This window comes from uncultured Aquimarina sp. (assembly GCF_947496855.1).
In the GTDB taxonomy this organism is placed as follows: domain Bacteria; phylum Bacteroidota; class Bacteroidia; order Flavobacteriales; family Flavobacteriaceae; genus Aquimarina.
This window is the reverse complement of sequence record NZ_CANMED010000001.1, coordinates 611,608-628,702: the sequence shown is the minus strand read 5'-3', so window position 1 is coordinate 628,702 and position 17,095 is coordinate 611,608. Positions and strand designations below refer to the sequence as shown.

Genomic DNA, 17,095 nt, shown 5'->3' with positions numbered 1-17,095 from the left:
CCGTTTTACTCATATTATATATTTGTACTATAATTTATATTATGTAAAATAGAATATTTAAGAACCTCCTCTTTATTCTAATATTCTATTTCATTGTAACCTTAGCTACTACACGGATTTATTTCTGATTAATATATAATAGCTTACGACTATAAAATCTAAATCTAATAATATAATCTAAAATCAAGTAGTTTACAGATTTTGTAATGCCTGTGATGTAACTCTTCTACAACATCGAACATATTGTCATCTTCTTTAAATAAGTTAAAGAATGCCTTATCAAGATTTAAGCTATTTATTCCATTAAATTCATTACCGTACCCAGAAACACCTTTTGCGCCAGTGATATCCAAAAAATATTGTGCTTCTTCTTCGTCTAAATCTAGAACTTTTGCATTCGAAAAATGTAAAATCTTTCCTTTTAATCTTCCTTCAAAAATTTCTGCAATTTCTTGTAAACTATAGTAATAGTCATTTAAACAAATACTATTTGCTTCACCAGTTATAACCAAGTAGATTATTTCATAATCTTTAAAATTATGATCATCCAAAACCAACGTATTTAAGCTAGCTTCTAAACCTTCAATGGTGTCGCATGTTTTATAAATACTGGCTACCCCATATTGTTTGGTCAATTGTGCTAAACTTTTTTGTGCTTCGGTAACCTTATTCGTTTCTATATCATGAACGGCTTCTAAACAGTAAATGAAATAATCTGTATCTATACATTGTTCTTGGGGTAACTTCTGTCTTTTCTGTAACAAATTTCAGGGTTTATGTAAAGGATATATAAAACACAAAAATAATATAACTCTTTTATTTTTTCAGCTATTTCATACTATAACTAGAATGTAATTATCTATTCTACACACATTACTCATTATTTGTTATTTTAGAATTTGTAAACCCTGAACTTCCTTAGGTTGTTTTCCCCTACGCTCCTACTGTGGTTTCGGGAAATAAGTTTTTATAGTTATCGTCGCAAGACTTCCAAAGGAGAACTATGCAAGACCGTTCGGATATTACTTAACCCAATCATCATGACTAAAATTGTGATGCTAGGGATAAATACTATAAACGGGATGGCTGAAGGCACAAAAGGCTCTTGAAATAGAAACAGGGCTAAACCGAGACTGCTTCCTACCGCTAATACTAAGCCTACAATACTACCCATGAGTCCTAAAAAGAGATATTCGAGGGCAGCGATTTTAAGAATTTGAGTGTTTTTTGCGCCTAAGGTGCGCAGCAACACACTTTCTTTAATACGTTGATATTTACTGGTACGTACGGAGCCTATCAAAACTATTATCCCCGTCATCATACTAAAAAATGCCATAAAATTGATAATCCACGATACTTTGTCCAAGATGCTTTCTACAAGGGTAAATACTTGTCGTAAATCAATGATCGACACATTTGGAAATTGCGCTACGAGATTTCGTTGTACATCCGCTGAGCCTTGTTCGTTAGGAGCTGCGGTAGAAATGACATGAAATTGTGGTGCTTTCTCCAAGATTCCCTTGGGAAATAGGATATTAAAATTAACTTGTAGTTGTCCCCAATCTACTTTTCGGATACTGCCTACGTTTGTTTCCATAAGCACACCTTGCACATTAAATACAATCGTATCGCCAACAGTCACTTTTGCGTCTTGTGCCAAATTCTCTGCAATTGAGATAGGAATAAGTCCCCCTTCTTTTGCTATTGGCGTCCATGTCCCTTCGACAATTTCTTCCGAAGGTGTTAACGTATCTCGATAGGTGGTTCTAAATTCATGATTTAAGATCCATCGTCTTATCTGGCGTGTAGTATCTCGGCGGATATCACTCACCAATCTTCCTTTGATACTGTGCATACGCATGGTGACTAAAGGTGTATTGCTTATGATTGGTAATTGACTTTGAGTAATATAATCTGCCACTGCTTCTCGCTGATCATTTTGCACATCCAAAATGATGAGATTAGCACTTTCAGTAGTTTGATTTACGTTGGTTTTAAATAATAAAATATCTTTTGTGAAATATAAAGTACTTATTAAAAAGGTGCCAAAACCGATAGCCAAAACCAATACAACAGTCTGATTATTGGGTCTATACAAGTTTAGCAAGCCTTGACGACTAGTAAAATTCCATCGTTTTGGAAAGTAACGCCTAACCAATTTCATAGCCCCTTTTGCCACTAGCCCTAATAAGATAAATGTGAGAACCGTAGCACCCACAAATATCAATGCATATAGAGCATCTTGTAATAACCAATAGGAAAATAAAAACAGGAACAAAAGAATGATCGCAAATACCCAAATCCTGGTTCCTTGTGAGGTTTTGGAATTCTCATCTACCCGCAATACATTTAGAGGCGATACATACCACGTGCTTAATAGCGGAAGTAATGCAAATAAAATAGACATCAACAAGCCTAACAAAATACCGATAACCAATGGTTTGGCGGTAACAGATATTAGTAAGTCAAAGGGTAAGAAATCTTTAAGAATCAGTGGAAACAACTCTTGTAGCGCGACACCAATTCCAGAGCCTATAAGGCCTCCTAGAATTCCTATTCCCGAAATCTGAATCAAGAAAATCAAGAAACTTTGCTTTCTACTAGCGCCCATACATTTTAAAACAGCGATGGCTATCAGTTTTTCCTTTATATAAATCTGTACGGAACTTGCAATCCCGATACATCCCAAAAGCAACGCAATAAATGCGGCGAGATTTAAGAACTTGCCTAAGTTATCAAATCGTCGTCCTAAACGTCGACTTGTACTTGTATGGGTATCTAAATCCGCTTTTTCAAAATCGAGCATGGGCTCTATTTTCTTTTCTAATGCCTCTAAGTTTAAAGTGTCTGTCGCTTTGTAAAAAAACTGATATTCTTTTCGGCTTCCAAATTGTAAGAGTTCAGTAGCTTCTATCTGATCATAAGGGATCACAACGGTAGGTGCTACAGACGTGGAAATTGCTGTATTCCCAGGAATAGATTTTAAAGTCCCTATGATTGGCACTGTAATCTTGCCCACTTTTATAGAATCACCTGGTTGTATCTTAAATTGAAGCATCAGCGTAGCATCTACCAATGCTCCTTTTTTATCTTGATAGGTTGTGGCTGCTGCAATAGGTTGAGTTTCTAAGGTGCCGTAAAAGGGAAAAGCACCTTCAATACCTCGCACTTTCACCAGCTTCGTTCCTCCGTTTTTTGGGAAAGCAACCATAGATACAAAATTTACCTCTTTAGCATTGGGCTGTAAAGAATCAATAATGGCTTGCGCACGTTCTGTGGGTTCTTGCCTAGCATCTATAATATAATCGGCTCCCATCAAACTTTTGGACTGAAGTTTTATATTACTTTTGAGGTTGTCACTCAATAATTGAATAGCAACTACCGCAGCAATTCCAAGAATAATAGAAGCTATAAATAAAAGCAAGCGAACTTTACTTGCTTTGGCATCACGATAGGCCATTTTACATAACCAAGCGAAATTTAGGTTTGAGGTATTTAATGATGTTTTCAAAGGACTTGTGTGCGTTCGTTGGTTACTATTTGTCCTCCCTTGAGCTTTAGGATTTGTTGGGTTCGATTTGCCAGATCTATATCATGAGTAATGATGACTAAAGTAGTACCAGCTTCTTTATTTAATTCAAATAACAACTGAATAACTTTCTCACCCGTTTCTTCATCTAAATTACCCGTAGGTTCATCTGCAAACAAAATAGAAGGTCTATTGGCAAAGGCTCTTGCTAATGCTACACGTTGCTGTTCTCCACCGGATAATTGGGAGGGATAGTGATGAATACGATCTCCAAGTCCAACTTTTTCAAGTAATGTGATAGCAGTTTTTTTAGCAGTTTTATCTCCTTGTAATTCTAAAGGCACACTTACATTTTCTAATGCTGTTAAGGTTGGTAAAAGTTGAAAATTTTGAAAGATAAAACCCACTTCTTTATTTCGTAGTTGTGCGCGCTCATCTTCATTCAATTCGTTTAAATTATGGCCACAAAGCTCCACACCTCCTGCATTTGGATTATCTAATCCGGCGCATAAGCCCAGTAAGGTGGTCTTACCACTACCCGATGGACCTACAATGGAAAAGGTTTGACCTTTCTCAATATCAAAATTAATCTGCTTTAATACTGTTAATTGTTTTTGACCGCTCGTATAGGTTTTCTCAAGATCATTTATCTTTAATATCTTTGGCATATATATGTTTCATTTTATGAGCATTTGTCCAACGCTGAAAATAAACAAATGCTTTCCAAAATACCAGATCAAATGCCTTATAAAATCTTAAAGTTTTGTTATTTTATTCTAGCTTCTTTCTTGTGGAGTTGTGGAGAGCATCCTAGTACATCTCCAAATACGACAACTGCATCTGAAGCTACAGAAATCAAAGAATCCACTGAAGATATAAAAACTGCTACTAAGACAATTCTTTGCTTTGGCGATAGTATCACTGCGGGCTATGGATTAGATGATACGGTGGATGCGTATCCTGCGATTTTGCAATCAAAGATTGATTCTTTGGATTTGGCATATACGGTCATTAATTCTGGTGTCAGTGGGGAAACAACCGCTGGAGGTAAAAGTCGTTTGCCTTGGATTATGAAACAGCCCATTGATATTTTTCTTTTAGAACTTGGTGCCAATGATGGATTACGTGGGATTCCTTTGGCGGAGACTAGGGCTAATTTGCAAGCAATCATTGACATGATACAAGAAAAAAGCCCAGATACTCAAATTATATTAGCAGGCATGCAACTGCCACCCAATATGGGACAAGAATATACTACAGGATTTCGTACTATTTTTTCTGACCTAGCGAAGCAGAATAATATTGCCTTTATTCCTTTTATTTTAAAGGATGTGGGCGGCATCGCTGAACTCAATCAAAATGATGGGATTCATCCTACTGTCGAAGGTCATAAAATTGTTGCGCAGACGGTTTGGGAGGTGTTAAAGCCGATGTTAGATTTCTAGACATACAATATCGATATATCTACAATAAAGAATATTGTCAAACAAATCGACTTGTTGATTTTAGAAGATTCAAAAAAATCATTCTATCTAAAAGGAACTCCTTCAGCCAGAGGTTTAAATCTAAACACATAAAAAGGTTTGGTAGACATATCTTTACCGTTGTTAAATTCAGCACCTTTGTTTACTTGAGCTGCCGAAACATACATATAACCGTCTACATTATTATAGCTTACACCATCTGGCCATTCCAAGTTTTTATCCTGTATCATAGTTTTAACACTTCTATCTTTTGCTAAAACTACTGCTACACTGTTGGTTTCTAAAGCGGTAAGGTATAGGTTTCCATCTATATCGATACTCATACCGCCATTATTTGGTTTTTCTGAGTATGTTTCAATCTTACTATCTAGCGCTGTTTCTGTTAAATCTTCGTTTACTAAATCTGTAGTTTTTATACGATAAATTTTTGTTCCATTTAGTGGCCCATAATATATCCATTCAAAATTTTGATCAGCTGTAATACCATCATTACCAACTAATAAATCATTTCCATTTACAGACAAATGTTTGCCATTTATAATTGTTGGATTGTTTTCTGGTAGTGTAGTGCGTGTACCTTCTAACAAACGACGCGTTTTACCAGTTTTCATATCAACGACTATAAAAGCTGCTTTACTACCATCACCACCATTACCTATACCTTCATCTGCTATAATAAAATAACCATTTTTGGTATCTACTACCATATCATTAGGTTGTGCTTCTTTGGGAGCAGCAGATTCTGGTATATAATAAATACGCTCTAAACTGTTTGTTTTAGTATTCCAACCCACAATTTTTGGTGTTACTTTATTGCGTTGTGCCATATCTAACATCCAAATAATACCATTTTTATCATTTCTAATACCTAGCACATTGCTTAAATAGTTATCATCTGTTTCGCGAGGTGTATTCCATGCTTTATTAGGAAATGGTTTGTGAGTTTTTGTTTTATTATCATAAATCATTACTCTATTCTCTGGTTCAAAAAATGGATGATTACTATATACTAAATCTCCTTTTAGCGTAAAAGTAATGTTACCTACAGCATTATCTGTAGTCATAAAAACTTCTCCTTTTTCTTGGGCAGTACTACTCATAATTATAAAACTTAAATAATATAAAATAATATGTTTTTTCATCTTTTTATTTCAAGTGTGTTCTTTGGTATATAATACATAAAATTGAGTCACGGGATCTGCAGTAACTAGACTGTTTTCTTAACTAATTCCAATCTATACTTTCATTTTTAGTTTTTATGTATCAATATTTATTTAAATGTTAAACTGATGCCTTCTGTAATCATTTGTGTTCCTATAATAGCTAGAATTAGTCCCATAAGTTTTCCAATTACTGATATTAAGTTTCTACCCACTTTTTCGATTATCCAATCACTTAAAAGAAAAGTGATATATGTAAGAGTAATCATGATACCGAAACCAGCTATTACAACTCCAACATGAGTGTATGTTGCGTTTGTTGTATAATTCATAGCAGTTACAATAGTGCCTGGTCCTGCTAATATCGGTATGGCTAAAGGTGAAATGGCTAAACTACTTTTATCTTCATGGTCTTGATTATTATGTATTTTTGATTTTTTAGACATTAACATTTCAAAACCCACATAAAAAATAAGTATGCCTCCTGTAATTTTGAAGGCAGGAATTGTTATACCAAATAATTCAAATATGTACTTTCCCAAAATAGTAAAAGAGACTACTATAATAAATGCAGTAATTGAAGCGGTTTTTGCTATTTGCTTTTTAGAATTTTTACTTTCTCCTTCAACAAGCCCCATGAAAATTGGTGTATTTGCTATAGGATTCATTATAGCAAAAAATCCCATAAATACGGTTAACGAATAGGTTAATAGATCACTCATATATTTTTTAATTAGAAATTAATAATTCTAAATATTAAATTGATTCGTGGTGTTTTTATTTTTTTATGCTTGGTAAGGTGTGTAGCCAATGTTCTTGTGTATCACCTTTCATCACTAGTAGATCACCATTTGATAAACTAAAGTTTACTTTTTTTTGTTTTTTTTTGTTTGAAAACAAATTTTCGAGTAGCTACTAAACTCAGTGAAGCAATAGCTCCTTTTTCACCATCACTATGCCAGCCTAAACTATCTTCTCCTGTTAGTATCGCCAATTTCATAGATACTTTCTTTTATAGAGCCATTATCAAAATATGATCTAGCTTTACCAGCACTCAGTGCTGTCCAAAAGTAATATTTGTCATGGTAATGAAGCGGCAACCTATTTCCAGGTTTTAAATGAAAATCGTCCAAACTTTTATAATATTATTCTCAAAAGCTAAGTGTTCACCTACAACTTTTTTGAACCTGAATTTTTTAACTCATCTTTTAATTTATCTGTCCAATAATCCCAATTTTTAGCTTGGTTTAATATTGTGACTTCCATTTTACTGTAATTTATTGTTAGTCAACCATTCTTTCGTTACTTCGTCTATATTTTCTCCTTCTCTGCTTACTTTATAATCTAAACTTGCAATTACTTCGTTTCCAAACCTCAAGTTATCTAATACGACTAATTGTTCTGGTGAGAATAAATGTTCTCTATCATCTCTTACTACTAATACAGCCTTATCTACACTACCCAATAAACCTATGGGGTCTTTTAATTCTCTAATCGTATATTTATGATGCAAGAATTGGGGTTTCCAAAGTGGTACCACTAACCATTCTTTATTGAGTACTGCCTTTTCAAAGGTTCTAAAACAATCTTCTTCTGTTCCTGTATGAAATGAATATCCTTTTGTTCCAAGTTGATATTCGTCAATCATTTTTGCAGAAAAACGACTGATGCCTGCTCCTGGATTTATACCCTGAATACGTTTTGTCATTTTTTCTAAAACTACTGGTTTTAACAAGTCTGATACTTCAGAAACTAAGTTTCCTGGGACATAATCTGGGACTCCCCATAAAGCATAAGGCTCATAATGCAACCCAAAATCTGTTAAAGGCACTATTTTTTGAACCTCTGCTCTATATTCTCCATGACTTGATGGTAACCAAGCAGAAGTTAAAATGTCCGTTTTGCCTTCTTGTAAATTTTGAAAATTTTTCTCGTGATGCGCATAAATTCTATTAACTTCAAAGCCCATATCCATTAAAACATTAGTTACTAGTGATGCTGCTATGCGGTGGAAAGATAAATTGGTAACACCAATTGTTATTTTGTTATTTGACATGACAAACAATATTTTTGATTTATTAATGGAGAATTAAATATTAAAAAAACTTATTTTTGAAATGATCTTTATTTTTTATTTTAATAATGGAGTTCTTATCACCAAGTATGGTCCTGTGCTAATATCATCCCCTTTGTTTAAAGCTGCAGTTCTGTTTAATTGATCTACAGTTCCATAAACATATCCGTCATTTGCTACATACAATCCATCTGGCCATGATTGACCTTTTGGTAAAGTTGCTAAAGTTCTAAATCCATCCTTTTTATTGAATACACTTATTTCTGTTTTTTCAACATTTGTTACATATACATTTTCATTATCATCTACAGCCATGCCATCACAAAATGATTTTGTACCAAACTTTTCAATATTATTTGTAAGACTTGTATTATCATTAAAATTAGCCGCGGGAACTCTATAAATAGTTCTTCCATTTAATGCTCCAAAGTATACATATTCAAAATTAGGATCTATAGCTATTGGGTTTAACGCAAAACCACCTTCAATTTCTGGCATCATAGAAGGGTGACTTTTTGCCATTCTTTTAGAAGCTCCAGTTTCAATATCAACAACAATAAATGCTGGAATTGGTGCACTTTTTAAATCACCTTGCGTCATATCTGCAATAATCAAACGATTGTGTTTTTCATCAATAATAAAATCTTGTAAAAAACTTGTAGGAACCACTACATCTTTAGCTAAAGGCATTCTTTTTACTAACTTTTCTGTTTTGGTATTCCAAACAATAAATTGTTTCGCAAGCATATCTAACAAATATAAATTTCCTTTGCTGTCTGCTCTAATGCCTATTACTCCTTTTAAAATTGAATTTTCTCCTGTTGAAAGCTTTTCATTAGGATAAGCTATAGCAGAATTTTTACCGTCTGTATTTAATTCAAAAACTTTTGTTGTTGGTGACATCAATGGATTCATACTCACAAATAACCTACCGTTTGCAGTTAGAGCTAGATTACCTGGTCTTACATCTTGACTAGAAAAAATAATTTCAGCCTCAGTCACCTTTTTTATAACCTCTTCTATTTTAGTAATTTCTGGTTCGGTCTCCTTTTTTTCTTCTTTAGATTTACACATTATGAACAGAGAACATAATGCGGTTATCAATATTAACCTTTTCATTTTTTGTATTTTATTTTATTCAAAAGTAAAAGAATTAAATACATTGATTTAGATCAAAAATCAATAAAAAATGATAATTATTAAGGTTTTAAGCTTTCAACAATTGTTTGTAGAAGAAGAAAAACTTTATTGATTAAGGAAAATATACCTAGTTCTTTCTGTATACTAACGGAGTTACTCCTTGATGTTCTTTAAAAAATTTAATGAAGTTTGTTGTTTCCGAATACCCCATTGAAGTAGCTATTCGGGATATAGGCTCATTAGAACTTTTTAGCATTGCTTTTGCCTGTAACAATTTATAGTCTATGATTACTTTTTTAGCAGATTGACCGGTAGATTTTTTAACACATTCAGATAAATATATTGCCGAAATAAAAAGTTTTTCCGCATACTCTCGTAATGTTTTATTTGAGTTAATTTCTTTTATGATAAGGTCTTCGAAATTATTTGTGATCTCTTCTGCTCTACTTAACTCTATGGTTTGATATTTATCACTTTTAATCCTTTTAATACGATGCAATAAAATAATTAATTGAGAATGGATAATTTCCATGTTATAGGGGGCATTGTTCGTATATTCTAAGTGAATTTCCTCTAATAAATCATTAATATTATTAAAAAGCTCTTTCTTTAATTTAAAATATGGCAATGTATTTAATTTGAAAAAAGGGAATTCCCGTATAATATCAAATCTATGTTTATACGGTTTAAAAAAATCTGAAGTAAAAAAAACTCCAAATCCCTCACTACCAACACTTTTTTCTCCGTGTATACTAAATGGCTGCATTGGAGAATTAAAATTGATACTTTTATCTAATTTTTCAAAATATGTATATCCAATTCTTCTTGCGGTAACGTTTTTAACGTGAAAATTAATCGAAAAAAACCGTTTTCTATGTGGTTCAAATATTTCTTTTTTTACTTCAGGATTTGATAATTCACTATACTTATAAATATTAAAGTTTGGACTGATAGGTTTTCTTTTAATACCTAAATCATCCATTAGCTCCTGTATAGTATTATATGTTTTCATCTTTATAGATAAAATATAGTTTAGATGTGACAAATATATACACTATAAAAATCCTTCTACTAGAGCAATCATTATATTTTGTGTTTTAGGAGATTAAATGACTACCTCGTATAAAAATAGTGTAGCAACTTTATCTATTTGTCCATCAGTATCTAAAGAAATAGTTTTTTTGAGTTTCTCCTGCTGTAATATATGATTGTCCTACGTTATTTATAGGCGTATGCGGAAACATTGTTTTGTAGTTTTACAAGGCAGTTATGACCACAAAAATTGATATTTTTTACTGTAGACTTTTAATAAATTATTGTAAGTGATATTCTTTCTATTGTTTATAAAACGAATACCGTATTAGTATTTATATCTTCTTTGATTAAATCAATCAGATTTTTGTTAAATTTATAATCTAACGAACCACACTAAAAAATGAAGACACTTTCCTGCACATTTTGCGCTATCATGTTAACCTTTTTAATGGCTTTTACGACTTCAGCTCAAGAGAAAACCACAATAGAAAATCCTTTTAATGGCCTTAAACTCCGAAGCATTGGTCCTGCCTTTATGAGTGGAAGAATCTCTGATATTGCTATTCATCCACATAATGAAAATATTTGGTATGTTGCAGTAGGCTCAGGTGGTGTATGGAAAACCATCAATTCTGGGACTACTTGGACACCTATATTCGATAAGGAGAACTCCTACTCTATCGGAACAGTTTCAATAGACCCTAACCGTCCAGAAACCATTTGGGTAGGAACAGGAGAAGATGTTGGTGGACGTCATGTGGGTTTTGGAGATGGTGTTTATCGCAGTGATGATGGTGGAAAAACTTGGACCAATATGGGGCTTAAAGAAACACAACATATTTCTCGAGTTAGAGTTCACCCCGATAACAGTAATATTGTTTGGGTAACCGCGCAAGGACCTCTTTGGAGTAAAGGTGGTCAGCGTGGCTTATACAAAAGTAAAGATCGAGGCAAAACCTGGGTAAAAACACTTGGTGATGACAAATGGACAGGTGTTACAGAATTAGTATATGATCCTAGAAATCCAGATCGTATGTACGCTGCTACATGGCAACGTCAAAGAACCGTTGCTGTTTATATAGGTAATGGTCCTGGTACGGCACTATATCGTAGTGATGATGGCGGTGATACTTGGGAAAAACTAACCAATGGTTTGCCAAAAACGTCTATGGGTAAAACAGGTTTGGCCATTTCTCCGCATAATCCTGATGTTTTGTATGCAGCTATTGAGTTAGACCGTAGAACAGGAGCATTGTATCGCTCTGAAGACGGCGGAAGCTCTTGGTCTAAACAATCAAATACTATTAGTGGAGGAACTGGCCCACATTACTATCAAGAATTATATGCCTCACCACATCAAAAAGATCGTTTATATCTCATGGATAATACCATGCAAATTTCTGAAGATGGCGGAAAGACTTTCTATAGAATGAATAGAAAAAACAAACATGGTGATAATCATGCCATAGCGTTTAGGAAAAATGACCCTAATTACCTGCTTGTTGGTACCGATGGTGGTTTATATGAATCCTTTGATTTAACCAAATCTTGGAAATACATTAAAAACTTGCCTGTAACTCAGTTTTATAAACTGGCAGTAGATGATGCCGAACCATTTTATAATATTTATGGAGGTACTCAAGACAATAGTACCGAAGGAGGTCCATCACGTACGGATAATATTCACGGGATACAAAATAGTGATTGGCGCGTAATTCTTAATTGGGATGGGCATCAACCAGCTACTGAGCCGGGAAATCCAAATATTGTATATGCTGAACGTCAAGAAGGAACGCTCTCGCGTTTAGATATGAAAACTGGTGAAGCTATAGACATACAGCCACAACCTGCGGAGGGGGATGCGATTCAACGTTTTAATTGGGATGCACCAATACTTGTGAGCCCTCATAAGCCATCTACAATTTACTTTGCATCGCAACGTGTTTGGAAATCAGAAAATCGAGGCGATTCTTGGACCGCTATATCTGAAGATTTAACGAAAAATGAAGAGCGTATTACCTTACCAATTATGGGAAAACAACAATCTTGGGATAATGCTTGGGATGTGTATGCCATGTCTAATTACAATACAATTACGTCACTCTCCGAATCCCCTAAGCAAGAAGGGCTTCTCTATGCTGGTACTGATGATGGTTTAATTAATGTTACTGAAAATGGAGGTGCAAATTGGAGACAAATTAAAGTGAATCAATTACCCGGTGTACCATCAACCGCCTTTGTCAATGATATCAAAGCCGATTTATATGATGCTAACACTGTGTACGTAGCTTTAGATAATCATAAATATGGTGATCTTAAACCTTATTTATATAAAAGTACTAACAAAGGACAAACCTGGGAGTCTTTAACCAATACAATTCCGGATAATCATTTGGTGTGGCGATTAGTACAGGATCATGTGTCACCTAATCTATTATTTATAGGAACAGAATTTGGTTTATTCTTTTCAGTTGATAAAGGAAAACAATGGACCGCTTTAAAAGGCGACGTACCAACAATTTCCTTTAGAGATTTAGCCATACAAAAACGTGAAAATGATTTGGTAGCAGCATCTTTTGGTCGTGGATTTTATATTCTAGATGATTATTCAGCCTTAAGAGACATCGCCCGAACAGATTTAAATTCAGAAGGCAAGTTGTTTCCTATTCGTGATGCTTGGTGGTATATAGAGCGTTCTCAACTCAGTTTTGAAGCTAATAAGGGCAGTCAAGGTGATGCTCATTTTGTAGCACCTAATCCAGAATTTGGTGCACTACTCACCTATTATCTTAAAGAAGCTCCAGTATTGAAAAAAGAGCAACGTAAAACAAAAGAAGAGAATATTAAAAATCAGAACATTCCCTTTCCAGGATGGAAGGTTCTAGAAGACGAAAAGTTAGAACAAAAACCTCAACTGGTTTTTGTGATCAAGAATCAAGCTGGTGAGGTGATACGTAACATCTTTAAAGAAGCAACGTCTGGAATTAATAGAACGGCTTGGGATTTGAGATATCCTAATTATAATCCGATAGGTCTAAACGATATGAAAAGTTCTAATGAAGACGAATTAAGAGGTTTGTTAGCAGCGCCAGGTACTTATAGTGTAACTATGTACTTATCGTATAACAGCACTATAAAACAACTCGATGATCCAGTAAAATTTAAGGTAAAACCGCTCTATAAAAATACGCTACAAGGAACAACACCAGAAGTAACTTCTGCTTTTTGGCGTGATTATGAAGCTGCTTCGAGAACTGCAAGTGCAATTGATCAGTCTATAGTTAAAGCTGAGAAAAAGACTAAAGCATTACAGAAAGCACTAATGCATAGTAGGGCCAATCCAGAAACAGCTTTAAAACAATTAGAAACCATAAGAAATCAAATCAATAGCTTGAAATCGGATTACTACGGTAATCAGGCCAAAGCAGAAATTGGTGAAAAGAATCCGCCATCTGTAAGTGATAAGATGTTCACTATTTACTTAAGTCTAGAGCGATCTACCTATGGACCAACTGAGACCAACAAGACACAAATGCAGATTATTAATACCATGATTAATAAAGCTGAAAATGAATTGAAAGCAATTGAAAATTCTATGGATAAATTAGAAACCATGTTAAAAGCTTCTGGAGCTCCATATATTGATGATTAAACTAACAAAAATTACATAACTATATAAAAAAGAGCTGTTAAAGCTCTTTTTTATATAGTTTAAAATACTTAGTGATTATGAATTAACTCTATACGTACTGCATAATAAGCAGTAGTCTCTAAATATATGGTTGGAATTAATTATAAAATAGATTAGTCAACACCTCTCCTCACCTGCCCATTCTACAAGCTCAATGTAACGATTCAAAACAATATATAACGGAGTACATTATAGTACAATGGTGAATACTCCGTATTTGATATACTATTTAATATCAAGATTAGAAAAGCCAAATAAAACGATTGTTTTAGTAAACGTGCACTATGTTTCTAGAACAATTACCTTTGTTGATTCTTTAATTTTTTTCTTATACGTTCTGCCATACCAAAGTAAGATACCACTTATAGGTAATGAGGCACAAATCAGGCTTACTAAAAAAGCGATAATTTTACCCGTTATTCCTCCAATAGCTCCAATATGGATATCATAATTCATACGAATGACCTTATCTGCGAACTTAGCATCTTTGTATTTGCCATAGATACTAGGAGTTTCAATTTCCTTAAGCGTATATTGATCGAAGAATAAATAATCCATATTGTAATACAATTTTTTAGAATTACTTACTTCAACCAAAATAGATGTAGAATCATTTTCAGGATAATGTAATTCCAAGTTATGAGCATCTCCATATGCATCTTTTAACATAGGAATTAATCGGTCATATGGATAATTAGATGTCACAGTTGAGGATATCATTTGCTCGCTTTCTGGAATTACAAATCTAGGATCTTTATCTCCGCCAGTGGCTTTATAAGTAATAAAATAGAACCAGTTAAAAGCCATTACACAACCGGTAAAAGCAAGGATCAACCCAAAAGATGATATGTAGAATCCTGTAACAGTATGAAGGTCGAAATTTTTACGCTTCCATCTTGTTTTATTATTCCAATCGAATTTTAATCGCTGACGCCAATTTTTCTTATTTCTAGGCCACCAAAGAAAAAGTCCACTTACTACTATAATCAGAAATACTAAAATAGAATAAGATACTACTCTAGAACCAATAGCATCTGGTAACCATAATCGTAGATGCCCTCTTAATATAAAACCAAAAAATCCAGCATCATTATCTAACCTTTTAATAAAATCACCTGAATATGGATTTAAGAACACACTATGATAAAACACCTCTGGTTCAGCTTCATAAAAAACAACCTCTACAGCTTCGTTTGAGGCACCATAAATGACTCCGTGAATGGTTCTATTAGGTATTACCTCTTCTGCAATATGTTTTACTGTAGATGATTTTATGAATTCTTTTTTTTCAACATCTACATATTTATAATCATCATAGAATCCTTCTATTTCTTCTTTAAAAACCCACAAACAACCGGTAATAGAAACAATAAAAAGTACTAGACCAGTAACTAATCCTAATATTTTATGGAGTTGTAAAATTATTTTACGTGTATTATTTCTCTTTTTTCTTGTCATTTATAGGCTTGGATATAAATGGGAACTAAAAACCATTATCTATTTCTTATAATTTTAAACAAACTCAATAAACAAAACACATGCACTTTCCAATACTTTTTGACTTTGCTTATTCTGAATACGATAATTGGGCTTTGCGCAACAGAACTAAAATTTCAATGTTTTCAGTCCCCATATTAATAATAGTTGATTTAGTTACTTATTTTGAAAACACCTTTTAAAGCTAATCCAAGAACTTTTGCTCCTTTAGTAGCAGTAGCAGTTTCCGTGTCAACGATATAAACGTGAGTTTCTCCGAGATCAGCGTTTTCGCCATTATTTCCAATAGCAGGTCCGGTTCTAGCACTTAGATATACTTTTCCATCTTCTACAAACATCGGTGAGGTATATCTATTTGCATGTATTGGAATTCCGCTAACATCTTTTATTTCTTTATTAATCAAATCAATAACAACTAGCTTAAAGAACTCTCCTTGCTCTTTAAAGACTCCCCAAGCTCCAATGTTATCGTCAACGATAATTCTAGCGATAGCTTTTCCATTGCCAACATAATCCATCCAAAATAGCTTTCCTCCATTGGTCGCTTCTTCGACATTGAAGAAATAATTGGTATCGAACTCTGTAGCTCCATTATTAATTCTCAAAATTCCTGAAGGTTTTGAAGCTGCCGTAAAACCAGCACTTAATGCCGAAGTGGAAAAAGAATAAATATCGCCGTTTTCTGTTTTTTCAATACCAGTACTATGACCGTTTACACCAATAGGACTTGTTCTATCATCTTCGATTATTTTTTCAAGTTCCATTTCAGGATATTGGAATATGGCTACATAAGCACGATCCACATCTGGAGTAATGTATGATCCATCTGCTAACCATTTGTGATACGAAACAAATAACTTGTTATCTCTAAGTATCATACCAGTAACCCATGGAATTGAACCTGGATCTTCTACAGTACCACTTCCCATATCAATATCGATAGGATGTTCTACAATTTTTTCTAACAAACCAGTTTTAGCATTTATAAAATGAAAACGCTTATCAGAAAGTCCTCCATAAGTTAATTCTACAGCAAGTAATGTATCATCATCTAAAGCCGCATAGTTATCTAAAGTAGATTGAAAAGCGAAGTTTGCTTTTTCCGTTAGTGCTCCATTTTCGTCTAACTGATATGCTATGCATTTATCATCGTCAGAATACCCTGCTGTGAATACAGTATTGCCAGCACTATGAAAAAATCTCCAACCTCTTAATGGAATTCCTTGTCCTTCTACTGAAATTTCTCCTGTAGTTAATGATTCTAGCGATGGTAAGTCTAGAATATATTCCGCAGGACTAGCCTGTCCAACAGGAAAAGCTTGAAATCCAACTACATATTTGGATATTGTTGTTGGTTCCGGATCTATAATTGTCCCTCCGTTGTCATCGCTATTACAGGATATTGTTAAGGTTATTATGGCTAAAAGTAGTATTACGTTTTTTATCCTTTGTATTGTTTTCATTGTATATGATTTTTGATATTAA

At 33.7% G+C, this 17,095-nt stretch carries 13 protein-coding genes and 1 pseudogene; 2 read left to right on the top strand and 12 right to left on the bottom strand.

Annotation, left to right across the window (positions count from 1 at the left end):
• Positions 1 to 164 precede the first annotated feature (164 nt).
• The 3 genes from Q0921_RS02735 to Q0921_RS02725 all read right to left on the bottom strand — a co-directional run bounded on the left by Q0921_RS02735 (position 165) and on the right by Q0921_RS02725 (position 4,197).
• Positions 165 to 764 carry a DUF6642 family protein gene (locus Q0921_RS02735; protein WP_299252916.1) on the bottom strand — a complete coding sequence of 200 codons (600 nt, stop codon included), beginning with the start codon at positions 762 to 764 and terminating at the stop codon, positions 165 to 167.
• Between the two features lie 209 nt (positions 765 to 973).
• On the bottom strand, positions 974 to 3,460 hold the full coding sequence (locus tag Q0921_RS02730) for an FtsX-like permease family protein (protein WP_299254730.1): 2,487 nt from the start codon (positions 3,458 to 3,460) through the stop codon (positions 974 to 976).
• A 47-nt stretch (positions 3,461 to 3,507) separates the two neighbouring features.
• On the bottom strand, positions 3,508 to 4,197 hold the full coding sequence (locus Q0921_RS02725; protein ID WP_299252912.1) for an ABC transporter ATP-binding protein: 690 nt from the start codon (positions 4,195 to 4,197) through the stop codon (positions 3,508 to 3,510).
• Positions 4,198 to 4,245: 48 nt separating this feature from the next.
• On the opposite strand from Q0921_RS02725, the gene Q0921_RS02720 reads away from it, so the two are divergent.
• On the top strand, positions 4,246 to 4,974 hold the full coding sequence (locus Q0921_RS02720; RefSeq protein WP_299252909.1) for an arylesterase: 729 nt from the start codon (positions 4,246 to 4,248) through the stop codon (positions 4,972 to 4,974).
• An 83-nt stretch (positions 4,975 to 5,057) separates the two neighbouring features.
• Here the strand turns inward: Q0921_RS02720 and Q0921_RS02715 are convergent, their stop codons facing one another.
• The 7 genes and pseudogenes from Q0921_RS02715 to Q0921_RS02685 all read right to left on the bottom strand — a co-directional run bounded on the left by Q0921_RS02715 (position 5,058) and on the right by Q0921_RS02685 (position 10,399).
• Positions 5,058 to 6,155 carry an L-dopachrome tautomerase-related protein gene (locus tag Q0921_RS02715; RefSeq protein WP_299252906.1) on the bottom strand — a complete coding sequence of 366 codons (1,098 nt, stop codon included), beginning with the start codon at positions 6,153 to 6,155 and terminating at the stop codon, positions 5,058 to 5,060.
• 128 nt (positions 6,156 to 6,283) lie between these two features.
• Positions 6,284 to 6,895: a MarC family protein gene (locus tag Q0921_RS02710; RefSeq protein ID WP_299252903.1), complete on the bottom strand. Its 612-nt coding sequence runs from the start codon at positions 6,893 to 6,895 to the stop codon at positions 6,284 to 6,286.
• 11 nt (positions 6,896 to 6,906) lie between these two features.
• Positions 6,907 to 7,155, bottom strand: a pseudogene (locus tag Q0921_RS02705) (alpha-ketoglutarate-dependent dioxygenase AlkB); the annotation flags it as partial.
• Positions 7,142 to 7,306, bottom strand: coding sequence for a hypothetical protein (locus Q0921_RS02700; protein ID WP_299252900.1), 165 nt, complete (start codon positions 7,304 to 7,306; stop codon positions 7,142 to 7,144). The gene Q0921_RS02700 and the pseudogene Q0921_RS02705, both read right to left, overlap by 14 nt.
• A 134-nt stretch (positions 7,307 to 7,440) precedes the next feature.
• A complete protein-coding gene (locus tag Q0921_RS02695) occupies positions 7,441 to 8,229 on the bottom strand; it encodes a glycine betaine ABC transporter substrate-binding protein (protein WP_299252897.1) in 789 nt (262 codons plus the stop codon).
• A gap of 75 nt (positions 8,230 to 8,304) precedes the next feature.
• Positions 8,305 to 9,366, bottom strand: a complete 1,062-nt coding sequence (locus Q0921_RS02690) for an L-dopachrome tautomerase-related protein (protein ID WP_299252895.1) — start codon at positions 9,364 to 9,366, stop codon at positions 8,305 to 8,307.
• A gap of 148 nt (positions 9,367 to 9,514) precedes the next feature.
• Positions 9,515 to 10,399, bottom strand: a complete 885-nt coding sequence (locus Q0921_RS02685) for an AraC family transcriptional regulator (protein WP_299252892.1) — start codon at positions 10,397 to 10,399, stop codon at positions 9,515 to 9,517.
• A 423-nt stretch (positions 10,400 to 10,822) separates the two neighbouring features.
• Here Q0921_RS02685 and Q0921_RS02680 point away from each other — a divergent pair, with 423 nt between their 5' ends.
• Positions 10,823 to 14,074: a glycosyl hydrolase gene (locus Q0921_RS02680; RefSeq protein ID WP_299252889.1), complete on the top strand. Its 3,252-nt coding sequence runs from the start codon at positions 10,823 to 10,825 to the stop codon at positions 14,072 to 14,074.
• Between the two features lie 321 nt (positions 14,075 to 14,395).
• Here Q0921_RS02680 and Q0921_RS02675 read toward each other — a convergent pair whose 3' ends face one another.
• Positions 14,396 to 15,571 (bottom strand): PepSY domain-containing protein, encoded by a 1,176-nt coding sequence (locus Q0921_RS02675; protein WP_299252886.1) that lies wholly within the window; start codon positions 15,569 to 15,571, stop codon positions 14,396 to 14,398.
• Positions 15,572 to 15,762: 191 nt separating this feature from the next.
• Positions 15,763 to 17,073, bottom strand: a complete 1,311-nt coding sequence (locus tag Q0921_RS02670; RefSeq protein WP_299252883.1) for a DUF4374 domain-containing protein — start codon at positions 17,071 to 17,073, stop codon at positions 15,763 to 15,765.
• Positions 17,074 to 17,095: the final 22 nt, after the last annotated feature.